Source organism: Pseudomonas sp. Irchel 3A5 (genome assembly GCF_900187575.1).
GTDB classification, from domain to species: Bacteria; Pseudomonadota; Gammaproteobacteria; order Pseudomonadales; family Pseudomonadaceae; genus Aquipseudomonas; species Aquipseudomonas folii.
Map to the genome: position 1 here is coordinate 78,613 of NZ_FYDU01000020.1, position 23,967 is coordinate 102,579.

General features: G+C 53.4%; 22 protein-coding genes and 1 pseudogene. 7 read left to right on the forward strand and 16 right to left on the reverse strand.

Annotated features, from left to right (window positions below; translation table 11 throughout):
* Nucleotides 1-809: 809 nt before the first annotated feature.
* The 4 genes from CKW31_RS26675 to CKW31_RS26690 all read left to right on the forward strand — a co-directional run bounded on the left by CKW31_RS26675 (nt 810) and on the right by CKW31_RS26690 (nt 5,383).
* On the forward strand, nt 810-2,285 hold the full coding sequence (locus CKW31_RS26675; protein ID WP_095101697.1) for a DUF6531 domain-containing protein: 1,476 nt from the start codon (nt 810-812) through the stop codon (nt 2,283-2,285).
* A 71-nt stretch (nt 2,286-2,356) separates the two neighbouring features.
* Nucleotides 2,357-3,874: a DUF6531 domain-containing protein gene (locus CKW31_RS26680; protein ID WP_141230196.1), complete on the forward strand. Its 1,518-nt coding sequence runs from the start codon at nt 2,357-2,359 to the stop codon at nt 3,872-3,874.
* Nucleotides 3,875-3,878: 4 nt separating this feature from the next.
* Complete coding sequence (locus CKW31_RS26685) at nt 3,879-4,172, forward strand: hypothetical protein (protein ID WP_095101701.1); 294 nt, start codon at nt 3,879-3,881, stop codon at nt 4,170-4,172.
* A gap of 167 nt (nt 4,173-4,339) precedes the next feature.
* Nucleotides 4,340-5,383, forward strand: coding sequence for an RHS repeat domain-containing protein (locus CKW31_RS26690; RefSeq protein ID WP_371856818.1), 1,044 nt, complete (start codon nt 4,340-4,342; stop codon nt 5,381-5,383).
* Nucleotides 5,384-5,606: 223 nt separating this feature from the next.
* Here the strand turns inward: CKW31_RS26690 and CKW31_RS26695 are convergent.
* From CKW31_RS26695 to CKW31_RS26740, 10 genes and pseudogenes are all read right to left on the reverse strand, one after another.
* Nucleotides 5,607-6,357: pseudogene (locus tag CKW31_RS26695) on the reverse strand (TIGR03747 family integrating conjugative element membrane protein).
* A 43-nt stretch (nt 6,358-6,400) separates the two neighbouring features.
* Nucleotides 6,401-8,557 carry a type IV conjugative transfer system coupling protein TraD gene (gene traD / locus CKW31_RS26700; RefSeq protein WP_095101705.1) on the reverse strand — a complete coding sequence of 719 codons (2,157 nt, stop codon included), beginning with the start codon at nt 8,555-8,557 and terminating at the stop codon, nt 6,401-6,403.
* A 3-nt stretch (nt 8,558-8,560) separates the two neighbouring features.
* On the reverse strand, nt 8,561-9,067 hold the full coding sequence (locus tag CKW31_RS26705; RefSeq protein ID WP_095101707.1) for an integrating conjugative element protein: 507 nt from the start codon (nt 9,065-9,067) through the stop codon (nt 8,561-8,563).
* Nucleotides 9,064-9,594 carry a lytic transglycosylase gene (locus tag CKW31_RS26710; RefSeq protein WP_095101709.1) on the reverse strand — a complete coding sequence of 177 codons (531 nt, stop codon included), beginning with the start codon at nt 9,592-9,594 and terminating at the stop codon, nt 9,064-9,066. Before CKW31_RS26710 ends, CKW31_RS26705 begins: the two co-directional genes overlap by 4 nt.
* Nucleotides 9,591-10,304 carry a TIGR03759 family integrating conjugative element protein gene (locus tag CKW31_RS26715; protein WP_095101711.1) on the reverse strand — a complete coding sequence of 238 codons (714 nt, stop codon included), beginning with the start codon at nt 10,302-10,304 and terminating at the stop codon, nt 9,591-9,593. Before CKW31_RS26715 ends, CKW31_RS26710 begins: the two co-directional genes overlap by 4 nt.
* Complete coding sequence (locus tag CKW31_RS26720) at nt 10,301-10,966, reverse strand: hypothetical protein (protein WP_095101713.1); 666 nt, start codon at nt 10,964-10,966, stop codon at nt 10,301-10,303. Before CKW31_RS26720 ends, CKW31_RS26715 begins: the two co-directional genes overlap by 4 nt.
* Nucleotides 10,963-11,529 carry a PilL N-terminal domain-containing protein gene (locus CKW31_RS26725; protein ID WP_095101715.1) on the reverse strand — a complete coding sequence of 189 codons (567 nt, stop codon included), beginning with the start codon at nt 11,527-11,529 and terminating at the stop codon, nt 10,963-10,965. Before CKW31_RS26725 ends, CKW31_RS26720 begins: the two co-directional genes overlap by 4 nt.
* Nucleotides 11,530-11,670: 141 nt before the next feature.
* A complete protein-coding gene (locus CKW31_RS26730; RefSeq protein WP_095101717.1) occupies nt 11,671-12,003 on the reverse strand; it encodes a hypothetical protein in 333 nt (110 codons plus the stop codon).
* A gap of 133 nt (nt 12,004-12,136) precedes the next feature.
* Complete coding sequence (locus CKW31_RS26735) at nt 12,137-12,421, reverse strand: hypothetical protein (protein WP_027899039.1); 285 nt, start codon at nt 12,419-12,421, stop codon at nt 12,137-12,139.
* 271 nt (nt 12,422-12,692) lie between these two features.
* Nucleotides 12,693-13,451 (reverse strand): DNA cytosine methyltransferase, encoded by a 759-nt coding sequence (locus CKW31_RS26740; RefSeq protein ID WP_371856820.1) that lies wholly within the window; start codon nt 13,449-13,451, stop codon nt 12,693-12,695.
* A 279-nt stretch (nt 13,452-13,730) separates the two neighbouring features.
* On the opposite strand from CKW31_RS26740, the gene CKW31_RS26745 reads away from it, so the two are divergent.
* Nucleotides 13,731-14,177, forward strand: a complete 447-nt coding sequence (locus CKW31_RS26745; protein ID WP_095101721.1) for a hypothetical protein — start codon at nt 13,731-13,733, stop codon at nt 14,175-14,177.
* 81 nt (nt 14,178-14,258) lie between these two features.
* Here CKW31_RS26745 and CKW31_RS26750 read toward each other — a convergent pair whose 3' ends face one another.
* The 6 genes from CKW31_RS26750 to CKW31_RS26780 form a co-directional block, all read right to left on the reverse strand.
* Entirely contained in the window at nt 14,259-15,359 is a 1,101-nt protein-coding gene (locus CKW31_RS26750; protein ID WP_095101723.1) for a hypothetical protein, read from the reverse strand.
* Between the two features lie 127 nt (nt 15,360-15,486).
* A complete protein-coding gene (locus CKW31_RS26755; protein ID WP_095101725.1) occupies nt 15,487-15,981 on the reverse strand; it encodes a JAB domain-containing protein in 495 nt (164 codons plus the stop codon).
* Between the two features lie 118 nt (nt 15,982-16,099).
* Nucleotides 16,100-16,612: an STY4534 family ICE replication protein gene (locus CKW31_RS26760; RefSeq protein ID WP_095101727.1), complete on the reverse strand. Its 513-nt coding sequence runs from the start codon at nt 16,610-16,612 to the stop codon at nt 16,100-16,102.
* A 272-nt stretch (nt 16,613-16,884) separates the two neighbouring features.
* Nucleotides 16,885-17,178 (reverse strand): hypothetical protein, encoded by a 294-nt coding sequence (locus tag CKW31_RS26770; protein ID WP_095101731.1) that lies wholly within the window; start codon nt 17,176-17,178, stop codon nt 16,885-16,887.
* Between the two features lie 879 nt (nt 17,179-18,057).
* Complete coding sequence (locus CKW31_RS26775; RefSeq protein WP_095101733.1) at nt 18,058-20,040, reverse strand: DNA topoisomerase III; 1,983 nt, start codon at nt 20,038-20,040, stop codon at nt 18,058-18,060.
* A 1,132-nt stretch (nt 20,041-21,172) separates the two neighbouring features.
* Nucleotides 21,173-21,874 carry an SOS response-associated peptidase gene (locus CKW31_RS26780; protein ID WP_095101735.1) on the reverse strand — a complete coding sequence of 234 codons (702 nt, stop codon included), beginning with the start codon at nt 21,872-21,874 and terminating at the stop codon, nt 21,173-21,175.
* 99 nt (nt 21,875-21,973) lie between these two features.
* Between CKW31_RS26780 and CKW31_RS26785 the strand changes: the two genes are divergently transcribed.
* Together CKW31_RS26785 and CKW31_RS26790 are read left to right on the forward strand one after the other, a co-directional pair.
* Complete coding sequence (locus tag CKW31_RS26785) at nt 21,974-22,405, forward strand: LexA family transcriptional regulator (RefSeq protein ID WP_027899047.1); 432 nt, start codon at nt 21,974-21,976, stop codon at nt 22,403-22,405.
* Nucleotides 22,392-23,672 carry a Y-family DNA polymerase gene (locus CKW31_RS26790; RefSeq protein ID WP_095101737.1) on the forward strand — a complete coding sequence of 427 codons (1,281 nt, stop codon included), beginning with the start codon at nt 22,392-22,394 and terminating at the stop codon, nt 23,670-23,672. Before CKW31_RS26785 ends, CKW31_RS26790 begins: the two co-directional genes overlap by 14 nt.
* Nucleotides 23,673-23,967 lie beyond the last annotated feature (295 nt).

A 23,967-nucleotide genomic window follows, 5' to 3' on the forward strand; every position in this document is an offset into this window, starting at 1 on the left:
ATCATTTACCCGCTTTGAACTGATATTTGTGTAGATACTGAGTGTGTTGAGATGCTCCGATTAACCTGGGTATCGCGTAGGAGCGCTGGCACACGATACTAGATACTCATAGGTGTTGTTCACTCTGCTTGAGGTTGTGGGCTTCTACAAAATGTAGTATACGACTACGATATCGATGTGCTTGACTGAATTGGCAGGAAACGTTTTCCTAAGCTTTAACATCAGAAGGATCTGAGCATGCCTTTTCTTGCGTTTTTTACTGGCTGTATAGCTGATCACCTCCGATCTTTGCTTAGATTGACTTTCTACGTGGGTGAAGGTGCGCTCACGGGGCTCCGTTATTTTTGTGGCTTGTTGAGTTCAGTCTTCTACACAAGAATTTCAGATCCGCGCGTCCGTATGGTCGCCGTTTTTTTGAGTAATACCACTCTCGTTAAGTCGCATCAACTGTCAGGTCACGTTAGGTTCACACTGCTGATCTTGGGGGCGTTTTTTCGGCGAATACAGTTCTGCTGAAGTCGTCGATCAAGCCAAAAGTCTTTGGTCCAAGTATGGGCAGAATAATGACGATTTTTGAAGCGAAAGAGCAGGTTCAACTACTTTGTTATGGGTTCTCAAATAAGGGAGTGGTAAGTCGAAATAATTTTTAAGTTAAAGTCTTTTTTATCAATATGTTTTTTGCTAGTTTGATGTGGTCTATTGTTTGAGGTGTGGGTAGTCGCAGCGTGCGACAAGCGCCTGGCTAGCTTTTAATTAGTTTTAACCATGAAGTAGTTAAGAGGCACATTGTTGTGCGGGGTGTAAAATTGATGAAGAGTTTTTATCGTAAGTTGTTTTTTTTGGGGCTTTATAGCGTGTTTTCAAGTTCCGGATACGTGGCTGCAGAGGTGGTGGTGCGAATTGTGGAGGGGCAATATCTCCATACTGACGACTTCTCAACAAACGAAGGTGCATACGCGGGTTGTGCTGCGTTCGTGAATGTTTATGGTGCGCGCTATGGTACTCCCTCTCAGTACTGTAATCATGCTCCTCAATACTCCTTGTGGAGTGCCGGTAGCTTTGTGGTTTCTAATGAAGTTCATGATGGGTACTATTATTACGGAAAGTGTAAGCTGCCGTTAACTTTCAACGTCTCTACAGGGGAGTGTGGTAGTGATGAGCAAAAAGGTACGCCGCCGCCAGAAACCTGCATTGGTAATCCCATCAATATTGCTGTGGGTAACAAATTTCAGACTGAAGTGGATTATCAAACCCTACCAACTGGCGGGCTGGTATTTGCTCGTACCTATAACAGCCTTGACGGGATTTGGCGGCACAATTATTCCACATACTTACGATTCGCCATCGGCAAGCTTTCGCTGGTTCGTGCGGACGGTCGTGAATCCTTTTTCTCTGTCTCCGCTGATGCGGTGACAGCTTACCCAACGGAGCTTGGTCGCTTGAGCAAAACAGCTCAAAGCTGGTTATATGAGGCGGTTAATAATGAGCAGTTTTCCTTCGATAGCACCGGCAAGCTGACCTCGTGGACTGATGCTCAGGGTGGGCAGCAACGACTCGCCTATACCGGTGGTGTAGTCACGGTTACCAGCAGTACAGGGCAAACCTTGAGCTTCACCGAAGACGATCAGCATCAGCCGCTCACTTTGATGGCGCCGGGCCTTCGGGTTTCCTATGCGTACGATACTAATAAGCACCTTGCGTCATTGACACGCACACGCGGCTCACAGGTAGATCGAAGGCTTTTCCATTACGAAGACACACGAAATCCTGCGCTGTTGACGGGAATAACTGATGAGCGCGGTGTCCGCTTTGCTACCTGGGCCTACGATGCTCAGAGCAGGGCAATCTCTAGCCAGCACAGCGGTGGAGCGGGCCTGACGCAAATTACTTACAACGCCGATGGCTCCAGCACCGTAACTAATGAACTGGGCAAGCAGGCGGTTTACCGTTATCAGCAGATATCTGGGGTTAAACGCATCACCTCCATTGAAGGCGAACCCTCTCCTAACTGTCCAGCCAGCAACTCCAGTTATACCTACAACGACCGTGGTCAGGTGCTGACCAAAACTGACGCCAAGGGCCTGATTACTACTTATAGCTACAACGAGCGAGGCTTAGAAACCAGTCGGACCGAAGCCAGTCGCACCGCCTTGGCAAGGACCACCACGACGGAGTGGGATGCGACTCGATTTTTACCTGTACGAGTTGCTGAGCCTACCCGAACTACGGTATACAGCTACGACACACAAGGACGGGAAGTGAGTCGGCAGACGACATCAGATTAACTAGTTTCTTTGTCTGGGCCTACATCGTGTGGTTATGCAGTGCAATTAATCGCGGTGTGGGGAGTGAAGAGGTGGATAGGAGTTCCTTCAAAATTTCTTTAAATGTCATTCGATTTTTAATCTTGATTTGTTACGGCTTTAGTATGTCGAGTGCGCGCGGCGAAGTACTCTGGGATGCGCTAGGTACCGGCGATCATTGGGTCCATATCGATAATTTTGATACTCGTGAGCAAGCATTTGCACAGTGCGCTATTTTTGATTCCACCTATAGGCCTTTGGGTCAGCTCTATGGTGGATGCTCAGAAATGGGGGTTTGGGGGTCTAGTGCAACCATGGCATTCGCCGGTTGGTACCAGGTACCTTCTAACGGAAAATTTCATGTTGCAAACTACTATATTAATAAGTGTGAGTCTAAATCAAGATATAATGTCTCAACCGCTGAGTGTGGTAACGACGAGCAAAAAGGTGCTCCTCCTCCTGAAAGCTGTATTGGCAACCCTATCAATTTTGCAATAGGCAATAAATTTCAATCAGAGGTTGATTATCGGTCCTTGGCGCCAAGCGGGTTGGGGTTTTCTCGCAGTTATAACAGCTTAGATGGTATCTGGCGTCACAGTTATTCCACGTACTTACGATTTGCTATCGGCAAGCTATCGCTGGTTCACGCCGATGGCCGTGAATCCTTTTTTACCGTTGCAGGTGATACGGCGACGGCCTACCCGACGGAGCTTGGTCGCTTGAGCAAAACTGCTCAAGGCTGGTTATATGAGGCGGTTAACAATGAGCAGTTTTCCTTCGATAGCACTGGCAAGCTGACCTCGTGGACTGATGCTCAGGGTGGGCATCAACGACTCGCCTATGCCGGCGGTTTAGTCACGGTTACCAGCAGTACAGGGCAAACCTTGAGCTTCACCGAAGACGATCAGCATCAGCCGCTCACTTTGATAGCGCCGGGCCTGCGGGTTTCCTATACGTACGATACTAATAAGCACCTTGTGTCATTGACACACACACGTGGCTCACAGGTAGATCGACGGCTTTTCCATTATGAAGACACGCGAAATCCTGCGCTGTTGACGGGAATAACTGATGAGCGCGGTGTCCGCTTTGCTACTTGGGCCTACGATGCTCAGAGCAGGGCAATCTCTAGCCAGCACAGCGGTGGGGCGGGCCTGACGCAGATTACCTACAACGCCGATGGCTCCAGCACTGTAACGAATGAACTGGGCAAGCAGACGGTGTACCGTTATCTGCAGATATTTGGGGTCAAACGCATCACCTCCATTGAAGGCGAACCCTCTCCTAACTGTCCAGCCAGCAACTCCAGTTATACCTACAACGACCGTGGGCAAGTGCTAACCAAGACGGATGCCAAGGGCCTCGTTACGGCCCACACCTACAACGACCGGGGGTTAGAAACTAGCCGCACCGAAGCTAGCGGCACTCACATAGCTCGTACTATCATAACAGAGTGGGATGCGACTAGATTTTTACCGGTGCGAATTCAATTGCCCTCGCAAACAATCGTGTACAGTTACGATAATATGGGGAGAAAACTTAGTCGGCAAGTCCAGTCTAATCAGGAGTAGGGTGATGGCTGCTTTTTTAAAAGTAAAAAAATTATTAAACCCTTTAGTTTTTTCGCTTGCTTTTCTAATTAAAATCAACCCTGTTGAAGCGCGGGAATATAGTTTTTGGGATACGCGTTACGGCGGTGTATTTGATAGGCCAGAGGATGCTTGTGAGTATATGTATACTTTTTGGCCTTACTTTATTTACAAGCCGGAGAACAATTTTGATTCTAGCAATGGTAACGGTCAAATCGCCTATACATGCGGTGGTAACGACACGATTCATGATATTAAATTTGGAATTACTATTTTTTAACTGTCAATTGTGACTCAGATTCTGCTCTGGACCGCCGCACAGGTAGCTGCAGCGTCACGGCGCAGAAAGGCAGGCCTGATGAGCCCCTTTTATGTGCAAATCCTTCCTCTGTAATTGGTAATCCGATTAACACTGCCAATGGTAACAAGTATCAGGAAGAGGTGGATTTGCGCGTTGGTTCGGTTAGCCCAATCGTCATCTCCCGATCTTACAATAGCTTGGACGGTCTGTGGAGGCATAGCTTCTCTTCTCATCTTTATTTTGGGACGGGAGCAGTAGTAGTTGTACACGCTGATGGGCGCGAATCCGTATTTTCACTCATAGATGATATTTACCTATCCAAAACTGATTCCGGTGTCTTGGTTGCTTTAAAAGAGGGTTGGAGTTATCGGGATCCCTCAAATGCAACGCTGATTTTCTCGGCGCAAGGACGTCTGCTCAGGGTCGAGGCGTCAAACGGATCTAATTATGATCTTACTTATAGTCGTGATGGAGGGCATAGTATTTCTATTAGCAACTCAGTTGGTGATGTTGTAATGGTTCAAGAGACTCTCTTGCATCAACTCTTGGAGGTGTCAGGTGGGTCTGGCAGCGTAGCTTATGAGTATGACTCCCAAATTTTGCTTAAGCGTACTATAACTAAGGCGTCTAATGTTTCAAGTCGTAAGTATCATTACGAAGATAGTCGTAATGCTAGCTGGCTTACAGGCATCACCGACGAGCGCGGCATCCGATTTGCTACTTGGGCATACGATGCTAAAGGGAGAGCAATATCTAGTCAGCACAGCGGTGGGGCCGGCTTGACCCAGATCACTTACAACGTTGACGGTTCCAGTACGGTAACCAATGAACTGGGCAAGCAAGCATTGTACCGTTACCAGCAGATATCTGGGGTTAAACGCATCACCTCCATTGAAGGCGAACCCTCACCCAACTGCTCAGCCAGCAACTCCAGTTATACCTACAACGACCGTGGTCAGGTGCTGATCAAGACCGATGCTAAAGGTTTGATAACGACCTACACCTACAATGATCGAGGACTCGAAACGAGTCGGATTGAAGCCAATGGAACCTCTCTGGCACGCACCATCACCACGGAGTGGGATGCCAATCGGTTTTTACCTTTGCGAGTTGTTGAGCCTACTCGAACAACGGTATACAGCTACGACAGTCAAAGACGGGAATTGAGTCGCCAGACGACGTCCCATTGAGCCTAATTATCAAAAGGATCTGAGCATGCTAGGAAGTTCGCCGAGAGTCACCAGTGCCAATGGATTGATTCACTATCCTCAAGGCTGGCTGGGCTAGGGCAGTGTTGGCGGCAGTACGAGCTCACATGCCTGCAATGCGGTAGGTGATCTTGCTCGCATTACGGTAGCTAATGGCAATTATTTGGCTCATATCTATCACTACGCTCGGCGTTTAGCGGAGTGACTACAAATATTTCTTAAAACTCCCCACCGTAATACTCACGACGATTCCTAGAGCCGCCGCACACGGCAGCAACACCAAAACCGGACTCAAACTCACCGGCAACGCCAGATAAATAATCCAGGGCGCAACCGCCAACGGCACGATCATCATCTTCGCCCGATGGTAGACAAACCCTGACTCCCGCCCAGCGCCAAACCGCCGCAGATCCCTGCGCACGAGGCCATCAACCACGCCCGTAAAGGCAGCCATCAAGAACAACGGGGTGGTCAGCACCAAGATAATCAGCCGCGTCAGAAAAGTGAGGACGGTGTACATCGCCGCCAATCCGTAATCCTCAACGTAGACGTACATAACACCCAGCGCGCGTGATGCCTTCGCCTTGGTTACCATTAAGGCGCGACTGCGTTGCAGAGTGGTTGATCCAGTCGACGAAGCCGGTCTTTTCGAACGTCCAGATGTACGCCGTGTTGACCAGGTCTTTTGCCGTTCGCCCAGGTTGATCGATCAGCAGGCTTCGAGAATATCCATCAGCCAGCCACTGCAGTTCACTGTTGAGCATGTCTTGGGCGTGTTGCCAGCCTTGCTCGGGCCAGTAGAAGTAGAGTCCGATCCACTCCATGAAGATGCTGATCAGCAGCGAGCCGAGCATGATGCCGATGAAGGCGAAGGGCAGGGACAGTGTTCGGGCGATCAGGCCCTTTTCACGGACTTGCTGCTGTAGTGTCTGTGCGCTTTGGGACGCTGTGGCCATGTGCGTTGCTCGGTTGGGTGATCAGGTAGAGGGCGTCACAGGTTCAGGGCGTCGGCTCGGGATCGACGGGGCTGTCTAGCAGATCGGCGGGTAGGTCTTCCTGCAGGCCACGAGTGCCGCTGCTGGTCCACCATTCGCCACCGCCGTCGATGTAGCTTTTGCGCATGTTCTCCGCGAGGGTCTGCAGGTCCTTGGGCATGACTTCATCCGGATCTGGCGCGGGCAGGGGCATGCGCACTTTCCATAGATTGCCCCCCTCGATCAGTGCGAAGGCTTGGCCTTTGGGCAGGCTGACGATGTGCGCGGGTTCTATCAGCGCCACGCTGGTAGAGCTGACCCTGTCCTGGGTGTTGCTGGTGAAGTCGGTCTTCGCCGAGGGGTCAGAACTGTCAGTCGCGCCGCTGACCAGCGTGGTGGTGTAGACGTCCACCTTGGGCAGTTGCTTAGTCAGCAGCTCCGCTGTGGCGGTTTCACGGACGCGCAGCATGAACAGGTTGTTGAAGTTGCCGATCACCTGGCCGGCCTTAGCCTTGTTGCCGATCTTGGCTTCGATGTCGCTGGCGGTCTGGGTATAGGCGCTGACCTGAATGCCGGCGCCGCCGCCCTTGTTGATCATCGGGATGAACTCATCGCCCATCAGCTCGTTGAATTCATCAGCGTGCAGGTTGATCGGGATTTTCTGCTCGGCGTTCGCCCCGGGTAGACCATCGTCGATTCCGAACTTGTAGATATGGCCAGCAACCGAGACCAGGTCGGAGAACATCGAGTTGCCGACTGCAGCAGCCACTTCTGGATCAGATAAGGCATCCAGGCCGACGTACACCACCGCGCGCTTACGAATGATCTGCATCCAGTCGAAGATTGGCCGAGGGTCGTTGAGGTCTGTGTAGTCCGGCGAGATCAGTTCCGCCATGCGTCCGGTGGTGAGCTTTTCCAGCAGTGGCAGTAATGAGGCAACGATCTTGTCGAAGTAAGTTTTGTCGTAGCGGACCGCGGAGCGCAGCCCGTCCATCACCGGGTCGGCCACGCGGGTCTGTGACAAGTACTGATCAATCGCGATGACCCGTTTTTGCCGACCTTTCATGTTGAAGGGGATGTTCTTGTCGTTTAGCCCGGCCTCAATCTGCACAATGACTTCCCAGGCTTTGCTGTCATGCCGTGCGAAGTAGTGACCGCTGTACTCGATGAACAATGCATCGATGTTGATCACGTGCATCTGGATCTTCATGTAGTCGGGACGAATACCAAGTTCTACGAGGGCCCGGGCGATGATGTTGACGAAACGCCAGGCGAACTCGCGAAAAGCCGCGCTGTTGCCTTCCCCGGATAACTGCCCGGAAATCCGGCTGGCTACCTCGGATATACGCCCGAACCGGCCCACGGCGTTGTACCTGGAGGAGATGTCTGGCCAACCCAAATGGAAGATATAGAACTCACCTTCGCGGCCGGCACGCTTGGCTTCGACGTACATACGCTTGAGCAGATCCGCGTCGCCTTTGGGATCAAAGACAATGACCGGCTCAAACTCATCGACACCGTCGACCTGCTTTACACGACGTATGTCCTGAGTGATGAACAGCTCCGCCAGGCGCGTCTTGCCAACCCGGGTGGTTCCGAGAATCAAGCTGTGGCCGACACGCTCGCCAAGGGGCAGGGCAACCTCGACCTCATACGGTTCCACGCCGTGAATACGCGGAGCACCGCCAACAGGCGGTAGTGGTCTCACCGGATTTAGCGGGCTGTCCCAAGCGGTTGCTTTCGGAATCAGACTGAGGGGGAAGGGCGCATATTCCATGCGTTCCTCAAGTCTCCTCGCAACCTGAAATAGATGCGGAGGTTCCACATAAGCCCTGAACTCTGGGCGATAGGTTTGCATCAGCCGCTGGGTGTGTCGCTGCTCCCATTTGAATCCTTTGCCAATAAACAGGCGACGATTGCTGACGGGCACCTCTTTGCTGGTCATGACGTAGCGCGGAAGTCGACGTATGTTGCGCCGGTAGCGCAGGACCACCAGCGCCTGACGTAAACGTATCCAGCCAAACGAAAGAAAGAACAGTGCTGCGGCAAGGCCGAACAAGGGTGACAACGCGAGCGCCCAAGGCGCGAATAGAGAGAGGTAAGCACCGATCAGGCAAACGCCGACGGTGTACAGCTCGACCGCTGGACGCAGCAGCGCCTCAATTACGTGATCCTGAGCCACCCGCTACTGCTCCAGCCCGGTTGAAGTAATCAGCGCAGGGTAGTGATCAAGGTTCAGTATCTCGGCCAGTTGATCTGCCGAGGCGGGTGCGAGTTCGAGTCCATTGGCAAGCCGCCGGAGCTCTTGCAGCGATTCATATTTCTCGACGTTGACTACCAGGCCTACGGCATTGAGTTCGCGCAAAACGTCTATTCGTGCTGCCAGCCAATCGCGTGAGAGTTCATCGTCACCGATAAGGAACATCGGCTGTAACCCCGGCGCATTCAGTACGCGTGTGTCGACTTTTCCTGGACTTAGTCGTGTCGACTTCACGGGCAGCATGTCGGCTTCCCCATATTGCTTAAGCGGTACCGGCGGTAGGAAAGCCAACTGTAAGGGCTTGTCTTCAGGAATAAGGTTAAGCGCTCGGTAGTAAGGCAGCGCAGACGTACCGCCGAGATCCTCGACAACGATTAGCTCAGCATGAGCAAGCGCCGGGAAGACCAGCACAAACAGGAAGATTTTTTTCATGGAGTCACTCCGGTGACGCGTTTTAGATGGCGGGCAAAGCTTTCGCGATAGCGGGCAGCGGGTGCTCCGCCGGCGGGGCGGTGGTATCGCCCTGCAGCGTCGACCCAGGTGCTGCTTCGGGCTTTTTGTTCGAGCAGAACTTGCGTAGTTAACGCCAGGTTCAGGTAGGGATCCAGTACGTCGCACGGCTGAGCGAAACGCTGCCGTTGCCAGCCGATATTGATCTGGCCAAGACCCGCGTCCACACTTTTGGCGCCGAGCTGCGCGATGGCGGTCATCAACGCCGCACAGGCGGACTCGCGAGAGGAATAGCGGTAGCTGACTTTGGCCACGTTCAATGTCCATGGCCAAGGCACCAGCCTGCCGCGCAGTCGCGTTCCACTCTCCTGCAACGCAAGGGCATAAAGCACTTCGCTGGGGACACCGGTGCCATGAGTCGCAAGCTGATACGCCGGCGGCGGTAGTTCCGCATTGGCGGCTTGGGTCAGCAGGCTGAGTACAAGTAGCAATTGTGCGCGGCGTTTCATTGCCTAACCCATCGCCCATTGTCCTGACGCAGCACGGCCGGGAACTTGCCGCTGCCCCCAATGGTGACCCAGCGTCCGCCGTCGTGATTGAGGGTGATCTGTCGGCTGCGGACTTTGTCAGGTTCAATACCTGCTTTCAGTGCCCAGGCCCGCAAAGCATCATCGTTACCTTTGCTGCCCAGCAGGTAGATATCGAAGCGCTGGGCGTCGCGCTGCAGGCGTTTTACTTGAGCTTCACAAGCTGAACAGTTGAGCTCTACGAATACGGCAAGTCGCCCGCTGCTCGATGACGGCATAGGTTTGGAGGTCTGGTTCTGATTCACCAGAATCACCGGCAGGATGTCAGGATAAAGTCGCTTGTAGGCTTGGTCGTAAGCATTCTGATAGGCGAGAAGCTTGATGACTCTCGCACTCTCCATCTTCACCTGTAGCTCGGCGTAACGAGTGCGTTCCTCTTCGGTTTTCGCTTCGATACCGAGGGCAGACAAGGGATCCAGATTCGGCGAATAGACGCCGAGAGGCCCCTTCATCAGTTGCTTGAAACGATCCCACTCATCGACCTGCAAACCCCATTGGGTCGCTTTGGATTGAGCAGACTCTTCCGCTTGGTTAGCTGTGTTCTGTGAAAGAGAAATGCTGGATTGCTGGTTCTCGGAATGAGCGGGTGTGACGAAGGCAACCAGCAGAGTCATGAAGGTCAGAAACCTCATGGGCTTACCCCTTGCGTAAGCTTCACATCATGGCTTCGCCCATCCGGTAGCGCGAAACTGGCGCTGTTCGGCGTCAGTGCTTTCAGCATCCATCCATCACGCGATTCATTTGGCCGGAGCAGCTGGATATCCTGCAGTTGAGCATTGTGGAGGGGCGATACCGCCAGGAAGGATTCACCACCCCGGTACTCAAGATCGATGATTGTGAAGGAAGCTAAAGGCTTTTTCGGCCTGACTTTCTTGGCGACCGGTGCCGCTTCTGTCGCTACCGATATTGTTTGTTGAGTCGCGAGGCGTTTCACCTCTTCGAGCTCTCGTTGCACCACCTCCACATTGGCGCTGAGTGCGATAAGGTCGGTTTGAAGTGTACGCAGTGCGGTTTCGTCAGGGCCTTGCTTGGCCAACGACGTTATTCTTCGGTGGAGAAATTCATGGTCCTTTCGGTATTGAGCTCCATGTACCAAGTCTCTGCTTCCTAGAGCATCCAGGTCCGAGCGCAGAGTTTCCTGCTGTTGAGCCAGGATATCCAAGGATCCCGACTGTTCCTGCAGCTCCGTCTGCTTCACCACCTCGCGAAGCCCCCACCACTGAGTGGTAAGTACCAAAGCCAGCACAAGCAGAAGAACACCATGGACGTGACTCGTTTTTAGTCTGACCTTCATCGCTGACTACCCACAGTTAATGGCTTGACCGAAGGCGCCGCAATGGCCTGCGCTGACGGTATCAATGGGGCAGGGCGCTGATAGGCTGGACGAACAGAGAAGCAGATCCGGCGTGCGAGCTCGTCCACCTGCATTTCCCACGCGGGACCGGCAAGCATCTGCATGGCGTCACGTACACTGATCGGCCCAAGCCGGTATTGAGAGGCGGGAAGTGGATGAGCGAACAGCACACCAACGTTTCCGGTCGATGAGCAGAGCTGGTAGCCGGAGTGGCGGAGCGCGTAGGTCATCGCTTGATGAACTGAAGGGGTTAGCGCATCGGGGATGCGTAAATCAATGATCTGATCGAGAAGCTGGAGTTGATCGGGTTTCGGTCTGGTCGAGATGACGGTGTAGCGGTCGTAGCGGATCTGCTTAGGCGCAGTGCTTATCGGGGGATTTGGCTTGTAGCCCTCATTGAGCGCAACTGGCTCCACTTGAGGCGTGTTTTTCGCACATCCTGCGAGCGCAAGGCTCAGGCAAATTATCAAAGCTGTCCATTGAGGACGGCAGAGCTGGAACATTGGGGAATCCTCACATAACTATGAGGACACCTTGGCAAAGCGGTCGGGTTTGAACCTCAAGAAAACTGGTTCGGGCCTCATGGATATTCCCGCTGCAGGTCTTGGCAGAAGAGCTGCCTGGATTGATCCAGGCAGTTTTGATCAGACGGACGACTCTAGTTCGTCGTTGAGTAGCACTCGCAGATGCCTGGGGTGCTTACCCAGATACTGGATTTCTAAAAGCAAATCGATCCTTACCTTGTCGACGCGATTACGAGATGAGGGGATGAGCCAGAGGCTGAACGGGATCCTGTTCGCGCCGTCGGATTCAGACATCACAGCTCGATAGGACGCATCTAGCACGGCACTGAGACGATCACTCAACTCTTCAAAGAGGTAGTCGTTGATGTGAACCGTCTGCAGCCAGGCAACTTCGCTGAGGACGATAGGCAGTTGAAGCAAGCGCAGCTTGCGGGGTGTTAGAACTGATGGCATGTGAGTCTCCGAAAATCAAAATCGGGGAAACACAGCACCCACCCAGGGGGAAGTGTTTCCCCGTGTGGGTTGAGTTGGAGCAGGTATCAGCAGGCAGATGCGGAGCTGATTATGTGAAGGTTAGCGCCCTTGATCAGGCGGCTGCTTTCGAGACCAGGTCGAAGCCCAGCTTGAGCAAGGGCACGACGACGCAAACGAAAATTGCGCCAAGCTGCCAGCGCATGACTTTTATCTCAGAGCGAACCTCAGACCGCATCTCTGAAATCGATGCGTTAATCCGGGTTTCCACGTGCTGAAGGTCAGCTTTGGTCGCGAGCTTTTCCACGTCTGTCTCCCATGCATCCACCACAGCTTTGGCTTTGTCAGCCGGTACGTTGGCGGAAATCAGTGCGTCATACAGCGTAAGCGATATTTTCATGGCATCTCCAGATTTGACGAAGAGACACCGCCTGACGGAGGGTCCCCGTCAGGGTGGTTTGAGTAAGCATTCGATCATCGAGGGCATCGACGACTGTCCGCGCTACCGAATGCGATACGGACTGGGTTGAATCAATGCGGTAAACCGCACCGTAGCGTTGAAGATTCAGGCTACCTGGGCAGGGTGCTGTCTGCGACAGCGATCCTGAGTGGGATTTTTGATGGTTTTGTGGCGGGGCGTCAATCAGACGGATCCTACATGCGTGACTGATTCAGTCGATCATCCGGAATGCTGCTCGCACCACTGCCGGAATCTGCCCATTTCCAAGGGCCTTAAGTCGGTCCACCCGATAGGCCACCCCATCAGCCACTCGACCCATTCCGGGTTCAGTGGCCCACCATGTAGCGCCATGACTGCATGGTCCAGTCTGTCCCGTGATCGGTCCCGTCCAGATTTGCGGATCAGTGATCCCGGCGAGGAACCCTTCGACATACTCGCCACTGGCGTTGGCCAGGATCCAGATCCGGTTGCGACGATGCGGCGCGCCGCATTCAGCTGCTGAAAGACAACACCACTGCGTGTCATACCCCATTTGGGCAAGATCACCGATGACCACGGCAAGGCCGCGGCTGATGAGCATGGGTGAGTTCTCCAGCCACGCAAATCGAGGTCGAACCTCGTCGATGATTCTGCCCATGTGTTTCCACAAACCCGATCGCGCGCCTTCAATGCCCGCACCGAGTCCGCAGACGGCAATGTCTTGGCAAGGAAAACCTCCCGAAACCACATCAACAAGTCCGCGCCATGGTCTGCCGTCAAAACTACACACGTCAGACCAAATCGGGAAAGGCGGGAGCAATCCATCGTTCTGTCGTTGCGCCAGAACTTGTGCTGCGTAGGCATCACGCTCAACTGCGCACACGGTCCGCCATCCGAGCAAGTGCCCGCCCAATATTCCACCACCAGCGCCCGCGAAAAGAGCCAACTCATTCATCTTCACTCCTGCAGCGCCTGGTTTTGGCAGGCGCATCAAGGGGAGGGAGAATTCCTGGGTGAGGTAGGGGACGATCCTGGGGAAAGTACGTAGTCAACACAGCGTAGGTGATTGAGATTCTGCAAAGCTGTAAATGGAGTCCGGCGCTGACGTCAATAAAGTCTAATTTGGAACTCTCGGCTCCAAACCTAGAAGAGGTAGCCAACGACGTTTCCAGTAAATTCCGAGACCACTTTTTGGATTTGAGTGGCTCAAGTTGCAGGATATCTTGGCTACTGAGGATCTCCTCAAACGACATTCACGTCAGGAGCAAAGATGAAATCACTTAGCCGGCTTTTAAAATTGGCTGCGGCATATCCGCCTAAATGGGTTTTTGTAGCTCTATGTGCTGCCATCCCGATCATGTTCTGCAAAGCATGCGACGAGACCCCGCAGCTCATTGAGTTCCTCAATGCTTATGTATTTGAGTGTACGAGCCGTGAGGTTATGGTTTGGGGCGTAGTCATCTGGGCTTGTGCACTGAGTAACATTCGCTCGATTCATGGGAAACCGAGCAAACGCGTCTCCGAAGCCCTTCAACGCCTTAAAAGGCTGAAAGAACTGGAAGTCACGCTTGAAAAGAATGGGCTGCTGCTCGCGCACCGTTACATTTCAGAAGAAAGGCGATCCCTTTCAGACAATCTCGGCTTCCTTGCTCACTCTGAGGAGACCTACCGTGTGATTGATCAGCTATCTGCAGTCATACGATTGTTTAAAAGGTAACGACGACAGCTACTCGCCTGTTTGGCGTTCAAGCAGGTGAGTGGTGTGCGCTATGGATTGTCACTTTCCTAGCACCGCCTATTAGGCACTATCCGGCACCACTCTACTGGTAGAGACTTTGGTCTTAACACATTGCGCTGATAATGTCGGCCATTTTTGTAAAGGTGTTTTCGCAAGCGCCGGAGGGCAGAGTAGGAGCACATCCCCGAAGGTATAAAGCTGGATGGCTTCAACCTGAATGACTCCAGTGCTGGCACTTGTCCAGTTCCAAATGTCCTTTCTGATCAATTGCGGTGCCAATGGATCCTGCAGCAACCAACTATGGGGTTCGTATTGGCGAATGTCTAAACGACCAGCCGCCGCATAAGTGATGCTACCCAGAAGGCCTGGGGCTATAGCCACCAATAGGCCAAACTGAATGATTATTGCCAATGAGGCGTAGACGTAGCGAGTAAATGTGCTTCGCTTTGAGCGGTAGAAAACGAACACAGGCGTCAGGGGGAGCATCATTCCTACGAAAATGACAAATGCGGTGTAGATTTTACTATGGTCATTTATCGCATTTCCTATCTGCAGCAGTTGGAACGGGAAAGCGCCGCAGACCACGGTCATCACGACAAATAGCATCAATGTGAACTCGAAGCTGGCACGCGCCTCGGGTTTGTTATTCTGCCTCCAGATAGCTTTGCGCACAGCCACTTTTAGTCCACTGTTAAAGCGAAAAGCAGCTAAGCCTGTCAAAGTGGAAGTTATGACGGCGAAAAGCAATAACCAAGAATCACCATATCTCGCTAGCAAGCCCGCAAATACTAGGTATCCAGAACCTACGATCAATACTATGGCGCCCACCACGTAATGCTGCCGAAGTGGAACTCTATTAAATAGAGTCATCGCTATTGCGAAGATGATGCTAGTGGTAGCCATCACTAATAAGTACAACGAGGTGATACCTAGTACGCCAAACAGCCAGATAATTAGGGCAGATTTGTTGTTGATCGCATCCATGAAAAGGTCTGGTCGACCTATAGCCTGATGGAGTGCAAAGAGACTCGCAATGCCTGTGACACCACCCAAGAAAGTGAGCAGCGCCAAAACCGGTGTCCAATGCTTCAATATCCGTGAGAGCCAACGTCTCGCCTCAATCGGCAAAGATGAAGCGTCAGCAGCATTATTTCTTTTCAATGTTTGCTCCCTATCTTAACGGGCCGACTTTGCCAGGGGGGAGACCTTAGCAGAGGGAGTTCGGTATGGGGAGCGTGTAGAAGTGACTGCATTTAGTCTGGAAAAAGAGCGCCCGAAGGCGCTCACATCAAATCAACCCTCTCTCCGCAAACGACAGCGGTTTTCCGCTACCCACGATGAAATGATCAACCAATCGAACGTCAACCAGGCTAAGCGCGTCTTTCATGCGCGTAGTCAGGGTGATGTCCGCCGAGCTTGGTTTGGTGCATCCCGAAGGATGGTTGTGGCTGATGATCACGGCAGCGGCATTGTGCGCTAAGGCTCGCTTTACGACTTGCCGAGGATAGATCGCGGCGCAATCAATGCTGCCCCGAAATAGAATTTCGAAAGCCAATGGCTGATGCTTGGCATTCAGAAAAACCACGCCGAAAGCTTCGTGCTTTTCTGCAGCGAGTTTGAGTTTCAGGTAAGAAGCTACTGCACATGGTGATTCAAGCGCGGCTTCAGTTGAGAACAGGCGACGATCAAGGATCAGCAGGACTTCCTGAATCAGTTCGTCTTCTGCAGTGGTGATGGAGGCTTCGAGTTCGCTGATGGTTTTATCAATCAGGGCCAGTTTCATGAGGTGCTCTCCGATTTTTTTTGCGGACAGCACCCCAATGGGATTGCTCCCCGGGAGGTAGGTGTCGCGGTCATGTATGGGCATGACCGCTTTATTGCTGATTCAGATAAGCGAAGTGTCAGGGGGCGTAGTACGCATCAGTTTCCGCAACGGCAGTTGATGGTGTTTCCGCCTTCTGGGCTTTTGGTGCGGTGTCTGTCGGTTGAGCTTGCTCGTCCTGAGGCGCTTGATCGTCTCGGGGTTTGGCCTGGTAGACCGTCTCCCCATCGACCTTTACCCACGAGATAAACAACAAGCGACCCTTGAGGCTCGCGCCGGGTTTGCCTTGTTTTTCGCCTTTGGCATACGTGAATGCGTCGGCCCAGATGTCGCCGATTTTGAAAGCAACGAGCACTTTCTTGCCAGCGGATACGTCAAGGCTGTGGAGCAGAACGAGGCGTTCGGCTTCGCTACCGCTGACTTTGCAGTCGATATAGGAATATTCCACGTCATCCGAGCTGCCATGCAGCGCTGCTACTGTGACGCAGATGAAAGGCTTGCCTTTGCGTACCTCAACTTCGCGAATGCGATTGAGGTAGCCGATGCCAGTGGTGTGCAGGTCGAAGTATTTGCTTTCGTTGGATTGAGTCATGGCCGTTTCTCCGTTTCAGAATCAAAAGCGGGGAACGACTAACCCTTGCGGGAAGTAATTCCCCGCGTGGGTGATGGTGCTATCAGGCATTCGATCGTCAGTGCTGCCGACGATTGATCGCGCTGCCGAATGCGTTGGCGATCTTGGGGTGATCAACGCATTAATGCGTCGTAGCATTGAAGATCGAAGCTACCTGGGCATGCTGCTGACACGTCAGCGGAACATGTGTGAAGCATGGAAAATGATGCTTGAGGCGTCAAGGTGAAGTGGCGCTATAAAAGTGGATCTAGCGAGCCGCGTTTTCTTTCAACTGAATTGCTGACGCCACTACGTTTACGAGTCGCCTTTGCAGGCTTGGAAGCAACTACGTTTTTGTCGTACCAGTGATTCAGATTGATGCCTTTGCGAACCATGGCCGGGACCTCAGCGAGGTCTTTCAGTGAAACGCCTTGGTCTGGCTGATCATCCTCATCGACAGGTTGAACGTCCTTGGCGCGTAACGCTTTTCTGGCCTGCACCACGAAAACGCCGAGGTGATGGCCAAATCGGTAGCTGAGTGAGTGCATGGGTATCTCCTGAGTGTTAAGTGCGAGATACATCTCACCCACATAGGGGAGTCGATCCCCGCATGGGTTGGTGTTTAGAGCATTCCATCGCCATGGTTGGCGAACGATCGCGCTGACGAATGCGCTGGCGACCCTTGGGTGGATCAACGCGAGATTTTCGCGTCGTAGTCTTGAGGATCCTGATTACCTGGGCATGTTGCTGACGACGTCAGCGGACATAGGGAAAGCATGTAAAACGGCCCGTGCCAAGGCAACAAAAAATAAGATAAAGGCACTGCACCTATTGATGCTCTCGTTGGAGGGAGAAGCGGGCCGAAGACAGTCTTCGGCTGAGAAGAGATCACCACCTGTGAACGCATTGCATAGACGGCCCCTTGGCATTGACCTGTCACCGCATACAAACACCCGATCCGTGTCGTGGCTGGGATCGGTATCAACTGGCACGCATCCACGCACAAAAGGAACCCGTTATTTCACCGGCGGGTACCGGTAATGAATACTGGCCCTCGGAAGGGTGTCCTGACACTCCGGCGAACAGAGTGTCAGGGCACCTTTCAGAGTGGCCTTGAAGCGGGGAGTAGGGGCCGCGCTGGAACAGAACGGCCCGAGGTTTGGCAGGCTTCGGACTCTATGCGTCTATGACTCCCGGGCAGGGTGATCGTGACGGCAACTTGCCTGGATAACCAGGGAGACGCAGGGAGAATCTGCACACACTTCCCGAGGCTCAGCGTGCTTGGGTTGCTCGCTACTGATGACCGTCAGTAGCCAACGGGTGTGATCCGTGACGCGTTCAAATTCTTGCACATGCCGATGGCCGTGGGAATGTAGTAAATGAGCTTAGGTGCCGACAGATTTAGTGGGATCGGTCGGTAGGAAATTTTACTGCTTCCGGGTTTTCTTGGCGGGGCTCAGGCTAAGGATGCCTTTGCACTCGGGGTATTTTGAGCAGGACATAAACGGCCCGTTCTTGCCGTTTCGTTTCCGCATCGGCGCGCTGCATGTGGGGCAAGGCGGTGAGGGTGGCTGATCGATACTCAAGGTCAACTGTGAGCACTGCTCGACCAACTTGCCAATCCATACGCTCTGCCCCTTGAGGAATGTCTCCAGCGGCATACGGCCGGCTTCGATTTCATCAGACGCTTGCTCCCAGATTGCCGTCATACCCGGATCCTTGACCATGCTCGGCACCGTGTCGATCAGCGCAAAAGCTGCAGAGGTAGGGCTTAACGAACGTCCTTTTTTATCCAGGTAGCCACGCTGCATAAGCCCCTTGATGATTGATGCGCGGGTGGCCTGAGTGCCAATGCCGGTGGTGGCTTTCAGCTTGGCCTTGAGCCTTGGATCCTCGACCACATCAGCGATGTTCTTCATCGCCTTGAGCAACGTACCTTCGGTGAAGCGCCGAGGCGGCGATGTACTCAGCGATTTGAGCTCCGCCGATTGGATGCCGCACGCCTGGCCTGACTGCAGGTTCGGCAGATGTTGGCTTTTTTGCTGTGCCTGCTCATCACCCTCAGCTTCGACGTCGCGGGTGAATAGCACTTTCCAGCCGGGCACTACGATTTGTTTGCCAACTGCTTTCAGGACCATACCCGTAGCATCGAGCATTGCTACGGTTCGGTTGTACTCATGGTGTGGCATGAACTGGGCAATGTAGCGCCGGCGGATCAGGTCGTAAACCTTGAGCTCGTTCTCAGACATCTTCGAGATGTCGGCAGCTTCCGTGGTGGGAATTATGCCGTGGTGAGGGCCGGCTAGTTTGACGTCGTCCCACGCCTGGGAACGCACAGTCAGATCCAGCTTCTGCAGCAGCGGGACAAACGATGGGTCCGTTTTGCCCAGAGCCGCTATGACCGTGGGTACTTCCTTCAGCATGCTTTCCGGCAAGTATGGGCACTCGGTCCTGGGGTAGTGGGTCGCCTTGTGAGTCTCGTATAGAGACTGAGCGATGTTCAGCGTTTCCTCCACGCCCATGCCGAACTGGTGATCGCATTGCTCCTGCAGCGCCGCCATATCAAAAGGCAAGGGCGGTCGTTCGCTGACTCGCTCGACATCGACGGCCGTAACCATTGCCTGGCCATGAGTGAGTTGTCGCAGCGCCTGATCCGCTTGAGCCCGATCGATGCATCGCCCCTCAGCGTCGACGATGTTGCCCTGCGGTTTCCACTTCGCCATAAACTCAGCGCCCTCAGCACGCAACGTCACCTCGACCTCCCAGTAGGGCTGCTTGACGAAGTCATTAATAGCCCGCTCGCGGATGACTGTCAGGTACAGAGCAGGCGTTTGCACGCGGCCAACCGACATGACCTGATCGTGCCCGCAGCGCCTCGCAATCAGAGTGAACAGGCGGGTGAGGTTCATACCAATCAACCAGTCCGCTCGCGATCGAGCCAGCGCTGCGTGATACAGGTAGAACGTCTCTTGCCCGGGTTTCAACGCTAACAATGCTTTGCGGATAGATTCAGGATTGAGCGCTGACAGCCAAAGCCGATGGACCGGACCGCGGTAGCCGCAGTACTCCATGATCTCCCGGGCAATCAGCTCGCCTTCGCGATCAGCATCGGTGGCGATTACCAGTTCCTTGGCTTGGCCGAGCAGCTTTTTCACCACCTTGAACTGAGTCGCAGTCTTGGGTTTGACCTCGACCTTCCAGTCTTCGGGGATGATGGGGAGGTGATCAAGTGACCAGCTCTTGTAAATCGGGTTGTAGGCCTCGGGCGGACAGGTTTCCAGCATATGACCGATGCACCAGGTTACGCAGACCTCGGGTCCGCTCAGGTAGCCGGTACCGCGTTGCGTCGCGCCGACTACTCGGGCGATGTCTTTGCCTTGGGAGGGTTTTTCGCAGAGGAATAGGCGCATGGGGCTTGGCCAGTAATGGTGAGCCCTGACCATCGCACGATGCAGCTGGTGAGACCTGAGGAAAACAGGTGTGGTAGGTGAGGGGTTAACAGCTAGATTTCTATGAGTGGTGGTAACCAAGGGTTCAAACGTCCTTGATGATTTTCAGCGTTGATCTTCATCAGAGAAGCACATCGGTACCGCTACGATTTCCCGGTGAACGACGTTCCAAGGTTAACGAGGCGCGCCCGCAAAAGCGTGCAACTTTTTACGAATTCGATGCGATAAAACCGTCTTGGCTGGAGTGTACTGATTTACACCCGCTTATCAGACACAGCACTGGGCCAAGACGAATCAAGAAGGTGGACGCGGTCATAACCAGTCTTCATAGAGAACGGGGTAGTCGTCACCAAGGTGGTGTGCCTGATAGTGTCCTTAGAACTAGGTTAATCAGTCGTACCGTCTCAATGTAAGCAATCAGCAATAATTCGATTTTCATAATTGCACTCGTGAGCTTGCGGCGCCGAGTTGGCGCGGCTTTAGGTAGAAGTTGATTGGGCGGGGCGAGCTGAAGACTAAATGCAGGCGTGAATGTTCGTCAAGAAGAAGTTTGAAGTTTTATGTTGTGGTTCATGGATGTATGAGCCCTCAAAGGGTGCGTAGTTTGGGATAGGTTTATGGGTGTATGTCGATACCCTCTAGCGTCTCTAGTGCGGGGGTAAGGCATATATTGATAAATTAGCAGGATAGTTAATAAGACATATATTGATAGGTGAACGGAATCGTTAATTAAACAGATATTGATGGATGGGGTGTACAGTTGTTAGAACAAAACGGCGGCTGATTTGTTAGGGGGATAATAAATCAAAAACTCATGGGTAGGCGGCGCGGTTAGTAAGGCTGGGCTCAGTAGCTAAGTGAAGCAATTATTTTGAGCGCATTTTTTGTAGGTGGAGAGGATAATTAATAAAGCTAATATTGACAGGCGGGCTGAACAGTTTATGAGACAGAATTCGATAGGTGGACGAGACAGATTATGAAACAAAACCCGATAGGTGAACGAAACAGATGATGAAACAAATCCTCATAGGCAAGCGGGATGGAGAAAAAGAACGCAAGAAATGGCCCAAGCTGAACGAGTGGTAGCCGAGGGCTAAGACAGCCGCTCATCAATAGGCAGGATCAGATCGGCAGCCTGATTGCGTACGCTCCCCACCGCTTTGCCCACCTTAAACCATTCAAATTCTTCCGTAGGCTGGCTGAACGTCATTGCTATTTCTGCAGCTCGTGCTGCAGTTGTCGCAGGATCCAGCCACTCCCGAGCCATCTCCGGCGTCAGCACAAGCGGCCGTCGATCATGAATGCCCACCATCCCCTGATCGCTAGCAGCAGTGATAATCACAAACCCGTCATCGTCACGCGGCTCAAGCCCTGGCGTCACCTGAGCCAAAGCACCAAAGAACATCGGCGCCTGGCTTTTCAGCCGAATGTAGTAGGGCTGCTTCTTCTTCGGATCCAGCGGATCTTTCACCCACTCAAACCAACCATTGGCAGGCGCGATCGCTCGTCCGTTCGGCCAAAGCTGTTTGAAAAACTTCCCGGTCGTAACCGTCTCAACCCGGGCGTTGATCGGGTCAGGGCGTTTTCCTTTCGCCCAGAACGGCGACCACCCCCAACGAACCTTGTCGACGCTAAGTCCGCCTTCCACCGGTCGGATGATTTCGACCTTGGTTGTGGGCGCGACGTTGTACCGATCTATGGCCCAAAGGTCGTATCCATTGATCACAAGCTGCTGTGGAGCGAGTTCTCTGAGGTAATGGTCCATCGGTTCGTAGATCGAGTAGCGTCCGCACATGGTGTCACCCGTCGAAATTTCCTACATATGAGATTGACCGCGCCCGGTCGAGATCGTTAACTGTATATACATACAGTCACTCGTCGCAAGGTCAGCATCATGAGTATTACCATCCTTGGTCAGATATCGGCAGGGGGCGCCAAGCTCCCGCTTTATTCCTTTAAGGTGCCTGCGGGCTTCCCGTCACCGGCCGCCGATCACATCGAAAAGCACATCTCGCTGGATGAGTTATTCGATATCCGTGCCCCCCACGTGTACGTGGCGAAAATTGAGGGCGACAGCATGCAGGGGGCGGGGATTTTCTCCGGGGATCTTGTGATTGTTGATCGCAGTCTTTACGCAGAGCATGGCGACATCGTAATCGCTGCGCTCAATACTGAGCCAGTCTGCAAGCGCCTCCATATGCGTGAGAACTCTTGCATGCTCACGTCCGAAAACAGCAAGTTCCCACCACGTCACGTGATGGAAAGCGACGAGTTGGTTATCTGGGGCGTGGTGACATATAGCGTGCGCGCTCATGGCAAATCGTGAGCCTGTATTTGCTCTGATCGACTGCAACAGCTTTTACGCGAGTTGCGAGCGTGTATTCCGCCCGGACCTGGCGAAGACGCCGATTGTGGTGTTGAGCAATAACGACGGCTGCGTCATCGCACGTAGCTACGATGCCAAGCCGTTCGTAAAAATGGGCGCGCCGTACTTCCAGATCAAAGACACACTCCGTCAGAACGGGGTGGAGGTTTTCAGCAGTAACTATGCGCTGTATGGGGACATGAGCGAGCGCGTCATGACCATCATCGAGTCCATGGTGCCCGCCGTCGAGGTGTATAGCATCGACGAGGCCTTTGCGGATCTCACCGGCATGCCTGGGGATCTCACTGCATTCGGTCGAAAGATCCGCACGACCATCTACAAGTGCACAGGCATTCCAGTGGGCGTAGGTATCGCCCCCACCAAAACCTTGGCCAAGCTGGCCAATCACACGGCAAAGCGTCTGCAGGATAAAACCGGTGGAGTGGTCGACATCTGCGATCCATTCAAGCGTGACTGGGTACTACGCAACACCGATGTCGGCGAGGTGTGGGGTATCGGACGGCGCATGAAAGCCCACCTCGAGGGTATGAACATCAAGACAGCGATGGACCTGGCGAAAGCTGATCCATCGATGCTCCGCCAGAAATTCAGCGTGGTCATCGAAAAGACTGCGCGCGAGTTGGCGGGCACATCCTGCCTGGAGCTAAACGAGGCAGATCCACCCAAGCAAGAAATCTGCAGCAGCCGCATGTTTGGGCATCGGGTAACTACCATCGAACCGATCAAGGAAGCGGTGGCCACCTACGTTCAGCGCGCAGCGGAAAAGCTGCGAGCGCAGAACTCGCTGTGCAAGAAGATTCGCGTCAGCATCCGTACGGGAATGTTCAATCCGGAGGAGGCGAAGTACGCCAATGGCGCGTTGGTGGAGCTGCCTTACCCGACGAATGATGTGAGGCTGATGACCAAGGCGGCAACTGAGGCGGTTAATCGTTTGTTTCGGCCCGGGTTCAAGTACAGCAAGGCGGAGGTGTTGCTGCTGGATCTGAGGCAGCCAGGGGAATTTACGGATGATCTTTTTGCTGCTGCTCAGCCGCAGGCGGCGGAGAAAGTCATGACTGTGCTGGATGAGATCAATGGGAGATGGGGTAGGGGGACGCTTCGGGCTGCTTGTGTCCCGGCGGATCCGGAGTGGGGGATGCGGCGGGAGATGATGAGTGGGAGTTTTACGACGAAGATTGAGGAGCTTTGGACGGTTCGATGCAAGTAGTCTGGCAGTATTGACCAGGTGAATGCTTCCGACCCGAAGCTGTCCTTGGCGAAAGACAGCTATCGGCCAAAAGCGGACACCCCGCTCATCACTTTCAGGTAAAAGCTACCAGTCGTAACAAGCTGCTCTCGGTCAAAAACAGGCCATGGACACGCTGCTACCGACTTCGTAAGCTCCGTACAGGCCATGTTTCTCTTTCTCCCTGCCTCATGTCGCGTCTCCACCACGCCTTGCATGCTGCTGAAAGGGGCTATCCATGGACAAGGAACGTTATCGGGCACAAGGGGGCGGAAAA

What these genes read in the sequence shown, in the direction of transcription:
- CKW31_RS26675 (WP_095101697.1), top strand. Translation starts at nt 810, where the DNA reads ATGAAGAGTTTTTATCGTAAGTTGTTTTTTTTGGGGCTTTATAGCGTG.
- CKW31_RS26685 (WP_095101701.1), top strand. Translation starts at nt 3,879, where the DNA reads ATGGCTGCTTTTTTAAAAGTAAAAAAATTATTAAACCCTTTAGTTTTT.
- CKW31_RS26705 (WP_095101707.1), bottom strand. Translation starts at nt 9,067, where the DNA reads ATGAAAAAAATCTTCCTGTTTGTGCTGGTCTTCCCGGCGCTTGCTCAT.
- CKW31_RS26710 (WP_095101709.1), bottom strand. Translation starts at nt 9,594, where the DNA reads ATGAAACGCCGCGCACAATTGCTACTTGTACTCAGCCTGCTGACCCAA.
- CKW31_RS26715 (WP_095101711.1), bottom strand. Translation starts at nt 10,304, where the DNA reads ATGAGGTTTCTGACCTTCATGACTCTGCTGGTTGCCTTCGTCACACCC.
- CKW31_RS26720 (WP_095101713.1), bottom strand. Translation starts at nt 10,966, where the DNA reads ATGAAGGTCAGACTAAAAACGAGTCACGTCCATGGTGTTCTTCTGCTT.
- CKW31_RS26725 (WP_095101715.1), bottom strand. Translation starts at nt 11,529, where the DNA reads ATGTTCCAGCTCTGCCGTCCTCAATGGACAGCTTTGATAATTTGCCTG.
- CKW31_RS26730 (WP_095101717.1), bottom strand. Translation starts at nt 12,003, where the DNA reads ATGCCATCAGTTCTAACACCCCGCAAGCTGCGCTTGCTTCAACTGCCT.
- CKW31_RS26735 (WP_027899039.1), bottom strand. Translation starts at nt 12,421, where the DNA reads ATGAAAATATCGCTTACGCTGTATGACGCACTGATTTCCGCCAACGTA.
- CKW31_RS26740 (WP_371856820.1), bottom strand. Translation starts at nt 13,451, where the DNA reads ATGCGCCTGCCAAAACCAGGCGCTGCAGGAGTGAAGATGAATGAGTTG.
- CKW31_RS26745 (WP_095101721.1), top strand. Translation starts at nt 13,731, where the DNA reads ATGAAATCACTTAGCCGGCTTTTAAAATTGGCTGCGGCATATCCGCCT.
- CKW31_RS26755 (WP_095101725.1), bottom strand. Translation starts at nt 15,981, where the DNA reads ATGAAACTGGCCCTGATTGATAAAACCATCAGCGAACTCGAAGCCTCC.
- CKW31_RS26760 (WP_095101727.1), bottom strand. Translation starts at nt 16,612, where the DNA reads ATGACTCAATCCAACGAAAGCAAATACTTCGACCTGCACACCACTGGC.
- CKW31_RS26770 (WP_095101731.1), bottom strand. Translation starts at nt 17,178, where the DNA reads ATGCACTCACTCAGCTACCGATTTGGCCATCACCTCGGCGTTTTCGTG.
- CKW31_RS26775 (WP_095101733.1), bottom strand. Translation starts at nt 20,040, where the DNA reads ATGCGCCTATTCCTCTGCGAAAAACCCTCCCAAGGCAAAGACATCGCC.
- CKW31_RS26780 (WP_095101735.1), bottom strand. Translation starts at nt 21,874, where the DNA reads ATGTGCGGACGCTACTCGATCTACGAACCGATGGACCATTACCTCAGA.
- CKW31_RS26785 (WP_027899047.1), top strand. Translation starts at nt 21,974, where the DNA reads ATGAGTATTACCATCCTTGGTCAGATATCGGCAGGGGGCGCCAAGCTC.
- CKW31_RS26790 (WP_095101737.1), top strand. Translation starts at nt 22,392, where the DNA reads ATGGCAAATCGTGAGCCTGTATTTGCTCTGATCGACTGCAACAGCTTT.